Here is a 14,457-nt window from a genome sequence, read left to right as displayed (position 1 = left end):
ATGGCCACAGGTTCGAACACGGTGGCCACCAGCGGCGCCGGTACGGCGACCCGCCGGCGCAGCGGCGGTCCGGTCCAGGCCCACAAACTCCTGCAGCTGAACTGGTTCGGCGGTCTGGCCGGCTGGATCTGGCTGGGCGTCGTGCTGATCCCGCTGTACTGGATCGTCGTCACCAGCTTCAAGGACCAGAGCGCGTACTTCAGTCAGAACCCGTTCGCGCTCCCGTCCGCGCCGACGACGGCGAACTACAAGCTGGTCATCGAGTCCGACTTCCCGCGGTACTTCGTGAACAGCGTGATCGTCACGATCGGCACGATCATCCCGGCCGTGGCGATCTCGTTCATGGCGGCGTACGCGATCATCCGCGGCGCCGGCAGCAAGTTCCTGGCCGGCGTGAACGGGATGTTCCTGATGGGGCTCGCGATCCCGCTGCAGGCCACGATCATCCCGGTCTACCTGCTGATCATCCGGATGCGCCTGTACGACAGTCTGCTGGCCCTGATCCTGCCGTCGGTCGCGTTCTCGATCCCGCTGTCCGTGCTGGTGCTGTCGAACTTCGTCCGCGACGTACCGAAGGAACTCTTCGAGTCGATGCGGGTGGACGGCGCCACCGAGTGGGACATGCTCCGCAAACTGGCGCTGCCGTTGACCCGGCCCGCGCTGGTGACGGTCAGCATCTACAACGGCCTCGCGGTGTGGAACGGGTTCCTGCTGCCACTGATCCTGACCCAGAGCCCGGACAAGCGCACGCTGCCGCTGGCGCTCTGGACCTTCCAGGGCCAGTACAGCGTGAACGTCCCGGCGGTCCTCGCGTCCGTCGTCCTCACCACGCTGCCGATCGTCATCCTGTACGCCGTGGGTCGCCGGCAACTGCTGAGCGGTCTGACCGCGGGGTTCAGCCGCTGAGCCTTCGACTTCGGGGACGGATCGCCCACGACGCGAGCGCCAGCGCGGCGAACGCGAGCGGGGCGATCATCCCGGAGTACCGGTGCGCGGCGGCGTTCGACGCCGCCGCGCCGATCATGTTGATCAGCACCCCGGCGTACGCCCACTCCTTCAGCCGCGGCAGCCCCGGCGCGATCACGATCACCGCCGCGATCAGCTTCGCGGTCCCGAGGATCGTGGCCAGGTAGCTCGGATACCCGAGGTCGATCAGCATCGGGTAGAACGGCGGCATCCGGAACAGGTCCATCGTGCCGCCGACGGCACACTCCCCGACCACGATCGCGGTCGTCGTCCAGTACGTCGTTCTCATCTGACTCACCAGCTATCGAAACGGTCCCGTACTCTTCCGCTAACGGTACGATAGCGTTTCGATGGAGGTGGATCAATGGTCTCTCGTGGCGACGGCGCGCGGCAGCGGATGCTGACCGCCGCCCTCGACGTCCTCGACGACGCCGGCCTGGCCGGCTTCACGATGGAGGCAGTCGCGCGCCGAGCCGGCGCCAGCAAAGCAACCCTCTACCGCCGCTGGCCCACCACCGGTGCCCTCCTGGTGGACGCGATGGACGCGACCTACCAACCGCTTCCGATCCCCGACACCGGCTCGGTCACCAAGGACGCCACCGCGATCCTGACCGCGTTCGTCACGCTCCTCGAACGAACGCGTTTCCCCCGGCTACTGGCCGCCTTCATCGACGCCGCCGAACGCGACCCCGCACTCGCGAAACTCCACCAGGACCTGACGAAACGCCGCCGCGAGCCGATGCTGATCGCCCTAGAACGTGGCCGGGATCGCGGCGAACTACCACCCGACACCGATCCGGAACTCACCACCGACCTCCTGACCAGCCCCTTCTTCTACCGCCACTTCGTCGCCCACCGCCCCATTCCGCGCACCATGGTCGACGAGGTCATCGCGCGGGTCCTGTCCCCGAAGACCTGACGCGTCCTGTCGGCCAGGATGACCAGGCCGGCGCGGTTGGGGCGTGACCGGAGCCATGCCGGCCCGTCGGGGCCCAGGGCGAAGGCTGCGGTGGCGTCCATGTCGGCCTGGGTCAGGGAGTGGTGGAGGACGGTGACCGAGGCCAGGGCGGTTGGGGTCGTGCCGGTGCGCGCATCGGTCAGGTGGGCACCGCGGCGGTAGAGGCCGGAGGTTGCGATCGCGCCGTTGCGGATCGGTACGACGGCCGCCACCTGCTGCGGGTCGAACGGATCCTCGATGCCGACCCGCCAGGCCGGCCCGTCCGGCGTGGACACTCGGCAGGTCATGTCGCCGCCGGCCGACACGCAGTAGTCCGTGGCGACGAGTTCGTCGAGGGGTTGTGCAGCGCGTTCGACCGCCCAGCCCTTCACCACGCCACTCGGGTCGAGAACCGCGGAGCGACGTACGTCGAAGGCGCCGTCGGACTCGATGCGGGCCCGCTCGCCGAGCGCGAGTACCTCGGCGACCTCGGGTGGGCAGTCGGCGACGGTCAGCTCGCCGCGGTTCAGGCGGGAGATGCAGGAGTCCGGACGATAGGTGCTGAACACGCGATCCGCCGTACGCAGGATGTCGAGGGCCGCGGCCCAGGCGCGTACCGCGGCCTCGTCGTCGGTGTGGCGGCCGCGCAGCGCCAGGCTGATCGGCATACCCATGACGTGTTCGACGTATCGGGTGGTCATTTCGACTGGTCCAGGGCGCTCTGCAGTGAGCGGATGTAGCCGTCGCTGGTGACGGTCGCGCCGCTGACCATGTCGATCTGGGCACTCTGCGCCTGCATGGTCTCGTCGATCAGGATCGGCAGCGCGTAGTCGTTGATCTCGGCGTCGCGGCGGTTCCCGTTCGGGTACTGCACGACGTCGACCGCGGTGATCTTGCCAGCCTGCACGGTGAGCTGCACCTGGACCGGTCCCCACTGAGTCTGCGCCACCTGACCCGTAACGGTCGCGGATGACTTCGCCGACGACGGGGCGGACGAGGGAGCCGACGAGGGCACGGTGGACGGTGTCGTCGATGGTCTGGTGGATGGTGTGGTGGATGGCGTGGGCACGGGGTTGGTGCCCATGGTGCCGCCGGACAGCGGTGTTCCTTCGGGGCCTGAGGTCGAGGTGTGGTACCCGAACATGAGGACGACGGCCGACGCCGTACCGAGGAACCAGAGGACGATACGTTTCACAGCGGTCACCACTTGAAGGATTCGAGATGGAGCCGTTCGGTCGGCAGACCGGCGGCAGTGAGGGTGGCCCGGACCAGTTGGGTCCACGCCCCGGGTCCGCACAGGTAGACGTCGCGGTCGGCGATGTCCGGGATCCAGTGCAGCAATGCGTGCAGGTCGTCGAGTTCGCCGACGCCGGCGCCGAACCACGAGTCCGGGCTGCGCCGCGGACCGGGCAACGTCAGCAAAGACAGGCCACGGTCCCGCCACAATGCCTGGAACTCGTCGTGGAACAACGGCTTGTCGGCGTACCGCTGGACGAGCACCGCGTCACCCGGCTCGTAGCTGAGCCCCTCGGCAAGCGCGCGCAGCGGAGTGACGCCGACCCCGGCTCCGATCAAGGCGATCTTGTGCCGAGTACGAGCCCGCGGACTCATCCGTCCGAACGGTCCCTCGACGAGCACGCGCGTACCGGGCCGTACCGAGCCGAGGGCCGCGCTCCCGTCACCGGCGTACTGCACGGTGATCCTCAGGCCGCGACCGTCCGGTGCGGCCGACAGCGAGTACGGGTTGGCCCGGGTCCACCCTGGCCGACCGAGGAAGCGCCACGAGAAGAACTGACCCGCCTCGGCCCGCAGGCTTTCCAGTCGCCGACCAGCGACGTACACCGACACGATCTGGTCACTCTCCGGTACGACGGCTGTGACGCGAAGCCGGTGTCGCGCGTTGCGCCAGACCGGCAGCCCGATCCGGTAGACCAGGACGGTCGCGGCGGCGACCGCCCACGCCGTCCACCAGAACACCGTCCGGCCGGTCGACGACAGGAACTCCTGTCCGGTCCAGAGCTGATGCGGCAGCGCGAGCCCGACGCCGAGGTAGGCGTACAGGTGCAGCAGGTGCCACGACTCGTAGCGGATCCGCCGGCGGGCGGCGCGGATGCTGGTCAGCACACTCAGGCAGAGACCGATGGTGCCACCAACGGCCAGCAGCATGCCCGGGTAATTGACAGTCAGGTCCCACAGCGTCGCGGGCGTCTTGCGCAACTCCCCCGCCGCGTAACCCCAGGTGATCGTGACGAGGTGCGCGAGCATCAGGTTGAACGAGGTGAACCCGGTGACGCGGTGGATCCGCGCCAGGTAATCCTGGCCGAACGCCGCTTCCAGCAGCGGTACACGGGCCATCAGCACGACCTGCGCCAGCAACAGCACCGCCGCGGCCAGGCCGGTCAGGCGCCCGAGCGACGTGAGGCCCGTGGCCCAGCCGCCGAGCTCCTGGACGCCGCCGTCGACGACCCACCAGAAGGTGACGAGCAGCAGGCTCAGCCAGAGGACCGCCATGGCCCCGAGCCGTACGGCGCTGTCGTTGCGGGCCTGTCGGCCTGACAGCACGGCAACGGGCGAACCGGTCATGGGCGACTCCTCACTGGGGTGGGCTCACCTCAGTGTCGAGTCGCGCGCTGAGCGGATCCTTCGGCTTTCCTGGCAGCCTGCTGTGAAGCGGGTGTTTGCGGAGAAGCCATTGCCGCCGAACCCCGGAAAAGGTACCGTGGGGTATTTGTGCGGGAAATGAAAAGAAGCCCTCTCCGGGGCCTCTGAATTCAGAATATCAAATCATTCGGGGTTTGTGCAAGAACGGGATCGGGGGCAGCGTGCTGGAACAGGAGATCGCCGCGGAACAAGGCGATGTGACGGCGATGTACGAGCGGCTGGACGTGCTGCGGGACAGGGCCCGCGGGGAACTCGGCCGCGTGCAGCTGGAGGAAACCACCGGGACGGACCAGGCCCGGACCGAACGCGAATCGTTCACGGATCTGTTTTCCGGACGGTTCTCACAACTGTCGTCGGTGGAACGCGGATTGTGTTTCGGGCGGATCGACGAGACCGCCGGCGAGCGGTTCCACATCGGCCGGATCGGATTGTTCGACGACGACTACAACCCTTTGCTGATCGACTGGCGGACGCCGGTCGCGCAGGTCTTCTACCGCGCCACCGCGGCCGAGCCGCTCGGCGTCAAACGCAGGCGGCACATCCGCTTGCACGGCCGGACGGTCGTCGGCGTGGACGACGACGTACTCGATCTCGATGCGCTGGGCGACGGCGAACGCAGCACGCTGATCGGCGAGGCCGCGCTGCTGTCGTCGCTCGGCGCGAGCCGCACCGGCCGGATGAACGAGATCGTCGCGACGATCCAGACCGAGCAGGACGAAATCATCCGGTCCGGCCTGCCTGGCGTGCTCGTCGTCCAGGGCGGTCCGGGGACCGGAAAGACCGTGGTCGCGCTGCACAGGGCGGCGTACCTGCTCTACACGTACCGCGAGCAGCTCGGGCGGAGCGGCGTACTGGTCGTCGGGCCGAACACCACGTTCCTGCGCTACATCGACCAGGTGCTCCCCTCGCTCGGTGAGAACGACGTAGTGCTCGCGACGGTCGGCGAGCTCTTCCCCGGCGTTTCCGGGACCGCGCCGGAGTCGGCCGCGGCGGCACGGATCAAGGGCGAGTCCGCGATGGCGGGCGTGATCGAGCGGGCGATCGCCGGCTTCCGGGTGATTCCGAACGAGCCGATCCGGCTCAAGGTCAACCAGGAGGAGCTGGTCCTACGACCAGACGCGATCCGCAAGGCGCAGCAGGACGCGCTCGCGACGCGGAGCCGGCACAACCGCGCGCGGCCGTTGTTCGTCCGGCGGATCCTCAAGACGCTGACCAACCAGATCGTCGACCGGATCGGCCGGCAGTACGTCGGGGACGCGGACATCGAGGACATCCAGCAGGAGCTGTTCGAGGACGACCGGGTCCTGGAGCTGCTCGACCGGTTGTGGCCCGAGCTCACGCCGCAGTTGCTGGTCTCGCTGCTGCTGTCGTCAGACGATCGGCTCGCCGCGGCCGCGCCGTACCTGACCGTTGCCGAGCGTTCCGCGGTACTGCGATCTGTGTCGGCCGAGTGGACCCAGCCGGACGTGGCGCTGCTCGACGAAGCAGCCGAACTGCTCGGCGAGACCTCGGAAGTCGTTGCCGGACGCAAACGCCGCGCCGCGGAGGAGGACGCGGCCGCGGAGGCCGGGCGGGAGTACGCGCGCGGCGTCGTGGACATCGAGCTGACCGCCGAGCGGATCACGATCGAGCCGTGGGAGATCGAGCAGTTCAAGGACCTGATCGCCCAGCGCACCCGGCAGTTCGAGCGGCCGTCGATTCCGTCCGAGCGCGCGGCGTACGACCGCGACTGGGTGTTCGGGCACGTCATCGTCGACGAGGCCCAGGAACTGTCCGCGATGGATTGGCGGATGCTGATGCGCCGCTGCCCGCGCCGGTCGATGACGCTGGTCGGCGACATCGCGCAGACCGGCTCGGCCGCCGGCGTCCGCTCGTGGGCCGAGCTCCTCGACCACTACGCACCCCGCCGCTGGCGGACCGCCGAACTCACCGTCAACTACCGCACCCCGGCAGAGATCATGACCGTCGCCGCGGGCGTCCTCGCCGCGATCGACCCCACCCTGCAACCACCGACGTCGGTCCGCGAGACCGGCGCCCAGCCCTACATCGACCCGGTCCCCGCCGCCGCGCTCGCCGACGCCGTCCGCACCGCGATCAAATCCGAACAGGACGCACTCGGCGACGGCCGCCTCGCCGTCATCGTCCCCGCCTCCCGGTACGACGAGTTCGCCGCCGTACTCCCCGACGTCACCCGCACCCACGACCCATCCGTCCTCGACGGCACGGTCGCCCTCCTCGACGTACCCCAGTCCAAAGGGCTCGAGTTCGACGCCGTCCTGATCGCCGACCCCACCGGCATCACCACAGACTCCGACCGAGGCCTCTCCGACCTCTACGTAGCCATCACCCGAGCCACCAAACGCCTAACCATCCTGGGAAACCTCCCGGAGGCTCTCACGCAGGGACGACGTACTCCGCCTCGGTGACGTGGGGGCCCCATTCGGTTTCGGGGGTGTCCTCGGTGGGGCCTTCCCAGATGGCGGTGTGGGTCATGAAGGTTTCAGGGCAGGCGCCATGCCAGTGCCATTCGCCCGGTGGCGTGTAGATCACGTCGCCGGGGCGGATGACGGTGACGTCGCCGCCGCGGGACTGGACCAGGCCGACGCCTTCGGTGACGTGCAGGGTCTGGCCGTTCGCGTGCCGGTGCCAGGCCGTGTGTGCGCCGGGGGCGAAGCGGACGGTGTTCACGCGGACGCGGGACGGGGCCTCGCCGCGGATGATCACGTCGAACCAGACGTCACCGGTGAACCACTCCGCCGGGCCCTTGGCGGTCGGCGGTTTGGGAAGAATCTGCACGGAGTTATTCCTTGTCTTGGGCAACTGTTTCTTGGGTGGCCGACCAGCTGGCCAGGAGTTTCAGGGAGTCGGCGGTGGGGCTGCCGGCCGGGGCGGTGTAGACGAGCAGAGTGAGGCCGGGGTCGGAAGGGAACTCCATCGCCTCGAAGTCGATCTCGAGGTCGCCGACGACCGGGTGGTGCAGCTTCTTGCGGCCGGAGCGGTGGAAGCGGACGTTGTGGTCCGCCCAGCGGGTCCGGAAGGTCTCGCTGCGGGTGGACAGCTCGCCGATCAGGTTGCTGAGCGCCTTGTCGTGCGGGTTCTTCCCGGCCTGCAGACGCAGTACGGCGGCGATGTCGTCGGCGGCTCGCTCCCAGTCCACGAAGAACTCCTGCGCGGCCGGGTCGAGGAACGTGAACCGGGCCGTGTTCGGCGGCCGATGCGGATCGGCGAACAGCGACGCCCACAGCGCCCGCGACATCCGGTTCGCCGCGAGAATGTCGAACTGCGCGTTGCGGATCCACGCGGGTGCATCGGTGATCGCGTCCAGGACCTGCTGCAACGCGGGACGGATCCCCTTGGTCGCCGGCCGCCGCCGGACCGGGGTGGCGTCGGACTCGCGGGCGAGCGCGAACAGGTGATCGCGTTCGGCGTCGTCGAGCTGCAGCGCCCGCGCGAGCGCCTCCAGGACGCTCTCCGACGCGCCGGCGAGGTTCCCGCGCTCCATCCGGACGTAGTAGTCCACCGAGACACCCGCGAGCAGGGCGACCTCCTCGCGCCGCAGGCCTTTCACGCGGCGATTGCCGCCGTACACCGGCAGCCCTGCCTGCTCGGGAGTCAGCCGCGCACGCCGGGAGCTGAGGAATTCCTTGATCTCGGCCCGATGGTCCATGCCTTCCACACTACGGACGGTCGTGGTGATCAGGGAGGCACTGGCATTACCTGGAACGACAGGCACTGCCACGCCCACCCGCAGCAGTCTTCACTGGGGCCATGCGAGCGACTTACATCTACGGCGCCGGAGACGTGCGCGTGATCGACGTACCGGATCCGGTGATCCAGCAACCAACGGACGCCGTGGTGCGGGTGGTCCGATCCTGCATCTGCGGCAGCGACCTGCATCCCTACCACAACCTGCCCAACACGCCCGAGGGCAAGACGATCGGCCACGAGTTCGTGGGCGTCGTCGAGGACATCGGTCGCGACGTGACGACCCTGCGGAAGGGCGACTTCGTGATCGCGCCGTTCGCGTGGTCCGACGGAACCTGCGACTTCTGCCAGGAGGGCCTGCAGACGTCCTGCCGGCACGGCGGCTTCTGGAATGCGAACGGTGTCGACGGCGGCCAGGCCGAAGCGGTCCGGGTACCGCTGGCGGACGGGACCCTCGTGAAGGTTCCCGGCGGCGAGGACCCCGCACTGGTGCCGTCACTGCTGACGTTGTCCGACGTCTACGGCACCGGGTACCACGCGGCGCTCAAGGGCCGCGTGTCGGCCAGGACCACGGTAACCGTGATCGGTGACGGCGCGGTCGGGCTGCTCGCCGTCCTCGCGGCCAAGCAGTTCGGTGCCGAGCGCATCGTGCTGATGGGCCGGCACAAGGACCGCACCGATCTCGGTGTCGAGTTCGGAGCCACGGACGTGGTCGCAGAGCGCGGGGCCGAGGGAATCGCCAAGGTCCGGGAGCTGACGGGCGGCGACGGGACGCATGTCGTCCTCGAGGCGGTCGGCCACCTACCGGCGTACGAGCAGGCGCTCGGGGTCGTGCGCCCCGGCGGCGTGATCAGTCGCGTCGGAGTCCCGCAGTACGACGAGGCGCCGATCGGCTTCACGACGCTCTTCCTGCCGAACATCACCCTGACCGGGGGCCCGGCGCCGGCCCGCGCGTACATCGAACGGCTGCTGCCGGGCGTCCTGGACGGAACCGTCGACCCTGGCAAGGTCTTCGACCGGACCGTCGACTTCGACGGCATCCCGGAGGGGTACCGCGCGATGGACACGCGCGAGGCGCTGAAAGTCCTGATTCGGCCCTGACCGTAGGGCGGGGCGTGAGGATACGGTCACTCGTAGTGAGATCTGTAGCCAAATGTGTAAATTCCGTAACGAGGAGACTCCCGGAAAGCCCTCACCTCACGTAATCTGCCCAACCATGCACAGAGGCGAACGGCGGGCCAAGCGGCCCAACGTCGTGTGGTCGGTGTTCGTGTTCCTGACGGTCAGCGCGCTGGCCGGAGCACTGACCGCCGGGCTGGCCCTCCCGTTCGCCGGTCTGGCCGGCGTCACCGCGGCGACAGCGCACGACACGGTCCAGTACCTGCCCCAGGACCTCGAGACGGCGCCGGTGGCCGAGAAGAGCGTCATCCAGGACTCCGAGGGCCGGACGATCGCGACGCTCTACCAGCAGAACCGGACCCCGGTGACGCTGAAGCAGATCAGCCCGCTGATGCTGAAGGCAATCGTCGCGATCGAGGACGACCGCTTCTACCAGCACGGCGCATTGGATGCCAAGGGCACCCTGCGCGCGCTGCTCCGCAACCAGTCCGCCGGAGGGGTGCAGCAGGGCGGCTCGAGCATCACCCAGCAGTACGTGAAGCTCAGCCTGATCAACAAGGCCCGTACGCCGCAGGAGGTCAAGCAGGCGACCGCCGAGACCTACGAGCGGAAGATCGCCGAGGTCCGCTACGCGATCGCGGTCGAGAAGGAGCTCAGCAAGAACGAGATCCTGAACCGCTACCTGAACCTGGCCTTCTTCGGAGACCGCTCGTACGGCGTCGACGCCGCGGCCCAGCACTACTTCGGCGTCCACGCCGCGAAGCTGAACCTCCCGCAGGCCGCGATGCTCGCCGGCCTGGTGAAGAACCCGACCGGCTACGACCCGATCGACAACCCGAAGCGGGCCAAGGCGCGCCGCGACGTCGTCCTGCGGCGGATGCAGGAACTGAACGTCATCACCGCCAAGCAGGCCGCGGACGCGCTGAAGACGCCGGTGATCGACCCGAAGAAGGTCCGCGTCATCCCCAGCGGCTGCGCGAACTCGAAGTACCCGTTCTTCTGTGAGTACGTCGTCTCGAAGCTGAAGGCGAACCCGGCATTCGGGAAGACGCCGGAGGAACGCGAGAACTACATCGAGACGTCCGGTCTGGTGATCAAGACCTCGCTCGACCAGCGCGTCCAGGCGGCCGCGCAGGCCTCGATCGCGCAGCACACCAAGGCCGGTGACCAGGCGGTCGCCGCGGTCACGATGGTCGAGCCCGGCACCGGTCTGGTGAAGGCGATGGCGCAGAGCCGCGGGTACGGCAGCAAGAAGGGGCAGACGGCGTACAACTACAACGTCGAGAAGTCCTACGCCGGCGGGTACGGCGGGTTCCAGAACGGGTCGACGATGAAGGCGTTCACGATCGCCGCCGCGATCGGGAAGGGCGTGCCGACGACGTACCGGATCAACTCGCCGCAGCGGATCGACCTGAGCGGCAAGGTGTTCAGCACGTGCAGCGGCACCACCTCCGCGGACGAATACACGCCGAAGAACTCGACCAAGACGATCGCCGACCCGTCGATGGTCGACGCGGCCCGCGCCTCGACCAACACCTACTTCCTGCAGCTGTCCGAGCAGATCGGTCTGTGTCCGATCGCGACGATCGCCTCCAAGCTCGGCATGTACGACGCGCAGACGATGAAGCCGCTCCAGCAGGTGGTCTCGTTCACGCTCGGCTCGGTCGGCCAGATCACGCCGCTGATGCTGTCCAACGCGTACGCGACGTTCGCGGCGCGCGGGATGTACTGCAGCCCACAGATCATCCTCTCGATCACCTCGCTGAAGACCGGCAAGTCGACCCCGACCCCGGGCCCGAACTGCCACCGGGTGCTGTCGCCGGGAGTCGCGGACGGCGTGAACTTCGTGCTGCAGCAGGTGATGGCGAAGGGCGGGACTGGCGCCAAGCTGAAGTTCGGCAAGAGCGACCTGGCCGGCAAGACCGGTACGATCCAGAACAACCACGCGGTCTGGTTCTCCGGCTACTCGTCCAAGCTGGCCGCCGCCTCGGTGGTCGCTGACGCCGATCCCAAGTACGAGGACCTCGCGAACCTGACGCTGAACGGCAAGAAGATCGGCGACGCTTCCGGTTCCGGGACGGCCGGTCCGGTCTGGGAGACCGCGATGCAGCTCGCGCTGCAAGGGATTCCGACCAGCAAGTTCGTCAAGCCGGACGACAAGATCATCCGCGGCAATGTGAAGGATCTGCCGTACCTGAAGGGCATGACGCCCGCGGACGCGGGCGCGAAGCTGCTGTCGATGGGCTTCAAGGTCCAGATGGACCACGGGCCCCAGGTCGACTCGGACGCCCCGGCGGGCACGGTCGCGTGGACGAACCCGCGGCAGGAGGACGGCGCACCGGCCGGCGCGACGATCCTGCTGTACATCTCGAACGGCAGCAGGGCGAAGCCGACCATCCCGCCGACGCCACCGGTCACTCCGCCGGTGAGCCCACCGCCGCCCGGCACGCCGCCGACCATCAAGCCGCCGCCGGGCTTCCCGACCTGTGGACCCTGGGACCCCAAATACCCCAAGTGCAAGGGCAACTGACCCTGTTCCTGCAAACGGTCGGTTGAGGTTATCCACAGGTTCGATCTCGACGCCCCACCAGGGGGTTGACTCTCCGTAAACTCCCAGCCATGAAGCGCCTGGGGCTCCGCATCATCACCACCTGCCTACTCATCGGCCTGGCCGGATGCACGTCGTCGTTCAAGTCCGACCCACCCGCATCCGGCCGGGCGACGGTGAAGCCCGTCGACTTCACCCAACCGACGGCCCCGCAAGCCGCCGAGAAGACTGCTCCCGCAGGTGATCGGACCAATCAGGCCCTGCAGGCGGTCGCGGCCCGCGGCGAGCGCGTGGTCGCCGCCGGTTTCGAGGAATCGGACAACCTCAGCAGAGCCCTGTTCCTCAGCAGCGACGACGCCGGCAGGACCTGGACCCGCGGACAGCTGGACAAGGAGTCGGTGGCACGGTCCCATCCCTTCGAAGGCGTGACGGACATGGCCGCGGGTCCGGCAGGATTCGTTGCCATCGGCGACGGACCGAGCACCGTCCTGTGGCACAGTCCCGACGGGACGACGTGGAAACACCTGGCCGACGACCCCAAGGTGGTCCGGACGACGGACTACCTCAGGGCGGTCACCGCCACCTCGACCGGCTTCGCGATCGTCGGCGGCAGCACCGTCGGCGGCAATCACCTCGTCTACTGGCAGTCCACGGACGGCGTCACCTGGCACCGCACGGAAGGCCCGTCGATCGGCCTGAAGCAGACCGTGCCGGGCGAAGTGACCGGCGACGAGATCGTTGCCTCCGGCAAGACCGTGGTGATCGCCGGGAACCTGTCCACCCCTGACGACGCTCACCAGACCGATCGCCTGCAGTACTGGTACTCGACCGACAACGGTCAGCACTTCCGGACCGCGGCGGTGCGCGGCGAGGTCGCCAAGGACTACAGCGTCTACAACAACGCGCTCGCGGTCGGCGACGGGAAGTTCGTGGCGCTCGTCCAGGGCGGCGGCTTCGACGAGGTGAACAACTCGTGGGACACGCTGGTGGTCGAGGGCGGTCCCACCGGAGCCTCCTGGCAGGTGGCGGCCACCCCGTGGACGCTCGGCTCGGCGTACGAGGACATCCCCGGCACGCTGGTCAAGGCCGGGAAGGACTGGGTGGCCACCGCACAGGTCTCCACCACCACGATCGACACCACGGTCGCCGTCGGTCCGACCTGGGCACAGCTCGCCGACGGCACCGACACGAACAGCCAGCGCGCTCGCGGCACCCAACTCGTCACCGACTCGGTCGCCGTCGGCAGCGACGCGATCATGGTCGGCTCGAACGACCGCAGCGGTTCGACCGAGCCGGCGATCTGGCGGTACGCCGAGGCACGCGTGACCCCGGTCGCACTGGCCCCCGAACTGTCCGGCGGCCGTCCGTCGTCGCACGTGGGCACAGTCTTGCGGGCCGGCAAGGCGCTGGTCGCGGTGGGCGACGTGTCGAATGACCCGACCGGCTGGACGCGCACCGGCTCGGACTGGCAGGCCACCACGCTGCCCGGGCGGAAGGTCGGCGTACGCAACTTCGTCCAGAATGCTGTCGCAACCACGGACGGACGCGTGGCGGCTGTCGGCGAGAAGAACCTGGCGATCGGCCGCCGGGCCGCGGTCTGGGTCCGGGGCACGGACGGCCGCTGGACCGAGGCCGACTCACCGGTGTTCGGCGTCGGCGCGCGCTCGCCGTACGGCGGGCCGAGCGCCGCCGCGATCGCGGTCGGTCCGTCGGGATGGGTGGTGGTCGGCGGGCGTCAGGACGGCAACGGGCACACCGATGCGTGGTCGGCGTACTCCAAGGACGGCCGGAGCTGGGTCGAAGGGGTCGGCGGCAAGGTACTGCCGGCCACCTCCGGCGACCAGCAGACGCGCCGTACCCGCAGCCAGAACCTGCGGTCGTTGGGCTCGGGTGAGGCCGGGATGTCGACGGTGCTCGCGGTCGGCTCGCGCTTCGTCGCCGGTGGCGACCGCGGCGACGGGACCCCGGCGGTGTGGTTGTCGGCGAACGGCACCGACTGGACGACGGTGGTCGACCTGCCGCTCGCGAAGCGGGTTTCCTCGGCGAGTGTCCGGGGTCTCGAACGCATCGGGAACACAGTGGTCGCGTTCGGCGAGTACGACCGCACGGACGACGACACCGAGGGCGGCTGGGTCACGTGGACCTCGAAGGACGGCGGTCTGACCTGGACGAACCAGATCGCCGCACCCAGCCGGGCCTTCGCCGGTGAGCTGGTCCCCGTTCCGAACGGGCTGATCGCACTCGGTACCACGGGGACCGACGACGAGGTCGACGCGGCCGCCTGGTTCAGTCGCGACGGGCGGGGATGGAAGGCGATTGCGGTTCCGGGGGATCGGGCGAAGGGTCCCGGGCGGCAGGGGCTGGTGTCGGGGATCGTCGAGGACGGGAAGGTGCTGGTGGCCGCGTTCGACGTGCCGCCGACCGGGGGTGGGTATTACACGCTCGAGATGGACCTCCCGAAGTAGGGCGTGGTGGAGGTCACTAGGCTTGGGGCCGAATCCCCCGGTACTTGTGAAAGGAC

Annotated in this window: 12 protein-coding genes; 6 read left to right on the top strand and 6 right to left on the bottom strand. The window is 68.8% G+C overall.

Going from position 1 to position 14,457, the window contains the following annotated elements:
• On the top strand, positions 1 to 906 hold the full coding sequence (locus tag ACFYRH_RS22605) for a carbohydrate ABC transporter permease (protein WP_387778472.1): 906 nt from the start codon (positions 1 to 3) through the stop codon (positions 904 to 906).
• Here ACFYRH_RS22605 and ACFYRH_RS22600 read toward each other — a convergent pair.
• On the bottom strand, positions 896 to 1,255 hold the full coding sequence (locus tag ACFYRH_RS22600; protein ID WP_387778469.1) for a DoxX family protein: 360 nt from the start codon (positions 1,253 to 1,255) through the stop codon (positions 896 to 898). The two genes, ACFYRH_RS22605 and ACFYRH_RS22600, sit on opposite strands and share 11 nt — an antisense overlap.
• A 75-nt stretch (positions 1,256 to 1,330) precedes the next feature.
• On the opposite strand from ACFYRH_RS22600, the gene ACFYRH_RS22595 reads away from it, so the two are divergent.
• Entirely contained in the window at positions 1,331 to 1,885 is a 555-nt protein-coding gene (locus ACFYRH_RS22595) for a TetR/AcrR family transcriptional regulator (RefSeq protein WP_387778466.1), read from the top strand.
• On the opposite strand, the gene ACFYRH_RS22590 is transcribed toward ACFYRH_RS22595, so the two are convergent.
• From ACFYRH_RS22590 to ACFYRH_RS22580, 3 genes are read right to left on the bottom strand one after another with little or no spacing between them, the layout of a single operon-like run.
• On the bottom strand, positions 1,801 to 2,604 hold the full coding sequence (locus tag ACFYRH_RS22590) for an FAD:protein FMN transferase (RefSeq protein ID WP_387778463.1): 804 nt from the start codon (positions 2,602 to 2,604) through the stop codon (positions 1,801 to 1,803). The two genes, ACFYRH_RS22595 and ACFYRH_RS22590, sit on opposite strands and share 85 nt — an antisense overlap.
• On the bottom strand, positions 2,601 to 3,098 hold the full coding sequence (locus ACFYRH_RS22585; RefSeq protein WP_387778460.1) for an FMN-binding protein: 498 nt from the start codon (positions 3,096 to 3,098) through the stop codon (positions 2,601 to 2,603). The genes ACFYRH_RS22590 and ACFYRH_RS22585 overlap by 4 nt, the downstream gene beginning before the upstream one ends.
• Positions 3,099 to 3,103: 5 nt before the next feature.
• Positions 3,104 to 4,486 (bottom strand): ferric reductase-like transmembrane domain-containing protein, encoded by a 1,383-nt coding sequence (locus tag ACFYRH_RS22580; RefSeq protein WP_387778457.1) that lies wholly within the window; start codon positions 4,484 to 4,486, stop codon positions 3,104 to 3,106.
• A gap of 212 nt (positions 4,487 to 4,698) precedes the next feature.
• Between ACFYRH_RS22580 and ACFYRH_RS22575 the strand changes: the two genes are divergently transcribed.
• Positions 4,699 to 6,990 (top strand): HelD family protein, encoded by a 2,292-nt coding sequence (locus tag ACFYRH_RS22575; RefSeq protein WP_387778454.1) that lies wholly within the window; start codon positions 4,699 to 4,701, stop codon positions 6,988 to 6,990.
• On the opposite strand, the gene ACFYRH_RS22570 is transcribed toward ACFYRH_RS22575, so the two are convergent.
• Both ACFYRH_RS22570 and ACFYRH_RS22565 read right to left on the bottom strand, forming a co-directional pair.
• Positions 6,959 to 7,360, bottom strand: a complete 402-nt coding sequence (locus ACFYRH_RS22570; RefSeq protein ID WP_387778451.1) for a cupin domain-containing protein — start codon at positions 7,358 to 7,360, stop codon at positions 6,959 to 6,961. The two genes, ACFYRH_RS22575 and ACFYRH_RS22570, sit on opposite strands and share 32 nt — an antisense overlap.
• Positions 7,361 to 7,364: 4 nt before the next feature.
• Positions 7,365 to 8,231 carry a helix-turn-helix transcriptional regulator gene (locus tag ACFYRH_RS22565; protein WP_387778448.1) on the bottom strand — a complete coding sequence of 289 codons (867 nt, stop codon included), beginning with the start codon at positions 8,229 to 8,231 and terminating at the stop codon, positions 7,365 to 7,367.
• 101 nt (positions 8,232 to 8,332) lie between these two features.
• On the opposite strand from ACFYRH_RS22565, the gene ACFYRH_RS22560 reads away from it, so the two are divergent.
• From ACFYRH_RS22560 to ACFYRH_RS22550, 3 genes are all read left to right on the top strand, one after another.
• On the top strand, positions 8,333 to 9,370 hold the full coding sequence (locus ACFYRH_RS22560) for a zinc-dependent alcohol dehydrogenase family protein (RefSeq protein WP_387778445.1): 1,038 nt from the start codon (positions 8,333 to 8,335) through the stop codon (positions 9,368 to 9,370).
• Between the two features lie 115 nt (positions 9,371 to 9,485).
• The gene (locus ACFYRH_RS22555; protein ID WP_387778442.1) at positions 9,486 to 11,918 is read left to right on the top strand and encodes a transglycosylase domain-containing protein; all 2,433 of its coding nucleotides are present in this window, start codon (positions 9,486 to 9,488) and stop codon (positions 11,916 to 11,918) included.
• A gap of 89 nt (positions 11,919 to 12,007) precedes the next feature.
• On the top strand, positions 12,008 to 14,401 hold the full coding sequence (locus ACFYRH_RS22550) for a WD40/YVTN/BNR-like repeat-containing protein (protein ID WP_387778439.1): 2,394 nt from the start codon (positions 12,008 to 12,010) through the stop codon (positions 14,399 to 14,401).
• Positions 14,402 to 14,457: the final 56 nt, after the last annotated feature.

The sequence above is a fragment of the Kribbella sp. NPDC004875 genome (assembly GCF_042873375.1).
In the GTDB taxonomy this organism is placed as follows: domain Bacteria; phylum Actinomycetota; class Actinomycetes; order Propionibacteriales; family Kribbellaceae; genus Kribbella.
Note: the sequence above shows the minus strand (reverse complement) of the source record. Positions and strands in the feature narration are given on the sequence as shown.

Excerpts from the sequence above, each read along its gene's own strand:
- ACFYRH_RS22565 (WP_387778448.1), bottom strand. The coding sequence starts at position 8,231 with ATGGACCATCGGGCCGAGATCAAGGAATTCCTCAGCTCCCGGCGTGCG.
- ACFYRH_RS22550 (WP_387778439.1), top strand. The coding sequence starts at position 12,008 with ATGAAGCGCCTGGGGCTCCGCATCATCACCACCTGCCTACTCATCGGC.
- ACFYRH_RS22560 (WP_387778445.1), top strand. The coding sequence starts at position 8,333 with ATGCGAGCGACTTACATCTACGGCGCCGGAGACGTGCGCGTGATCGAC.
- ACFYRH_RS22590 (WP_387778463.1), bottom strand. The coding sequence starts at position 2,604 with ATGACCACCCGATACGTCGAACACGTCATGGGTATGCCGATCAGCCTG.
- ACFYRH_RS22600 (WP_387778469.1), bottom strand. The coding sequence starts at position 1,255 with ATGAGAACGACGTACTGGACGACGACCGCGATCGTGGTCGGGGAGTGT.
- ACFYRH_RS22580 (WP_387778457.1), bottom strand. The coding sequence starts at position 4,486 with ATGACCGGTTCGCCCGTTGCCGTGCTGTCAGGCCGACAGGCCCGCAAC.
- ACFYRH_RS22595 (WP_387778466.1), top strand. The coding sequence starts at position 1,331 with ATGGTCTCTCGTGGCGACGGCGCGCGGCAGCGGATGCTGACCGCCGCC.
- ACFYRH_RS22555 (WP_387778442.1), top strand. The coding sequence starts at position 9,486 with ATGCACAGAGGCGAACGGCGGGCCAAGCGGCCCAACGTCGTGTGGTCG.
- ACFYRH_RS22605 (WP_387778472.1), top strand. The coding sequence starts at position 1 with ATGGCCACAGGTTCGAACACGGTGGCCACCAGCGGCGCCGGTACGGCG.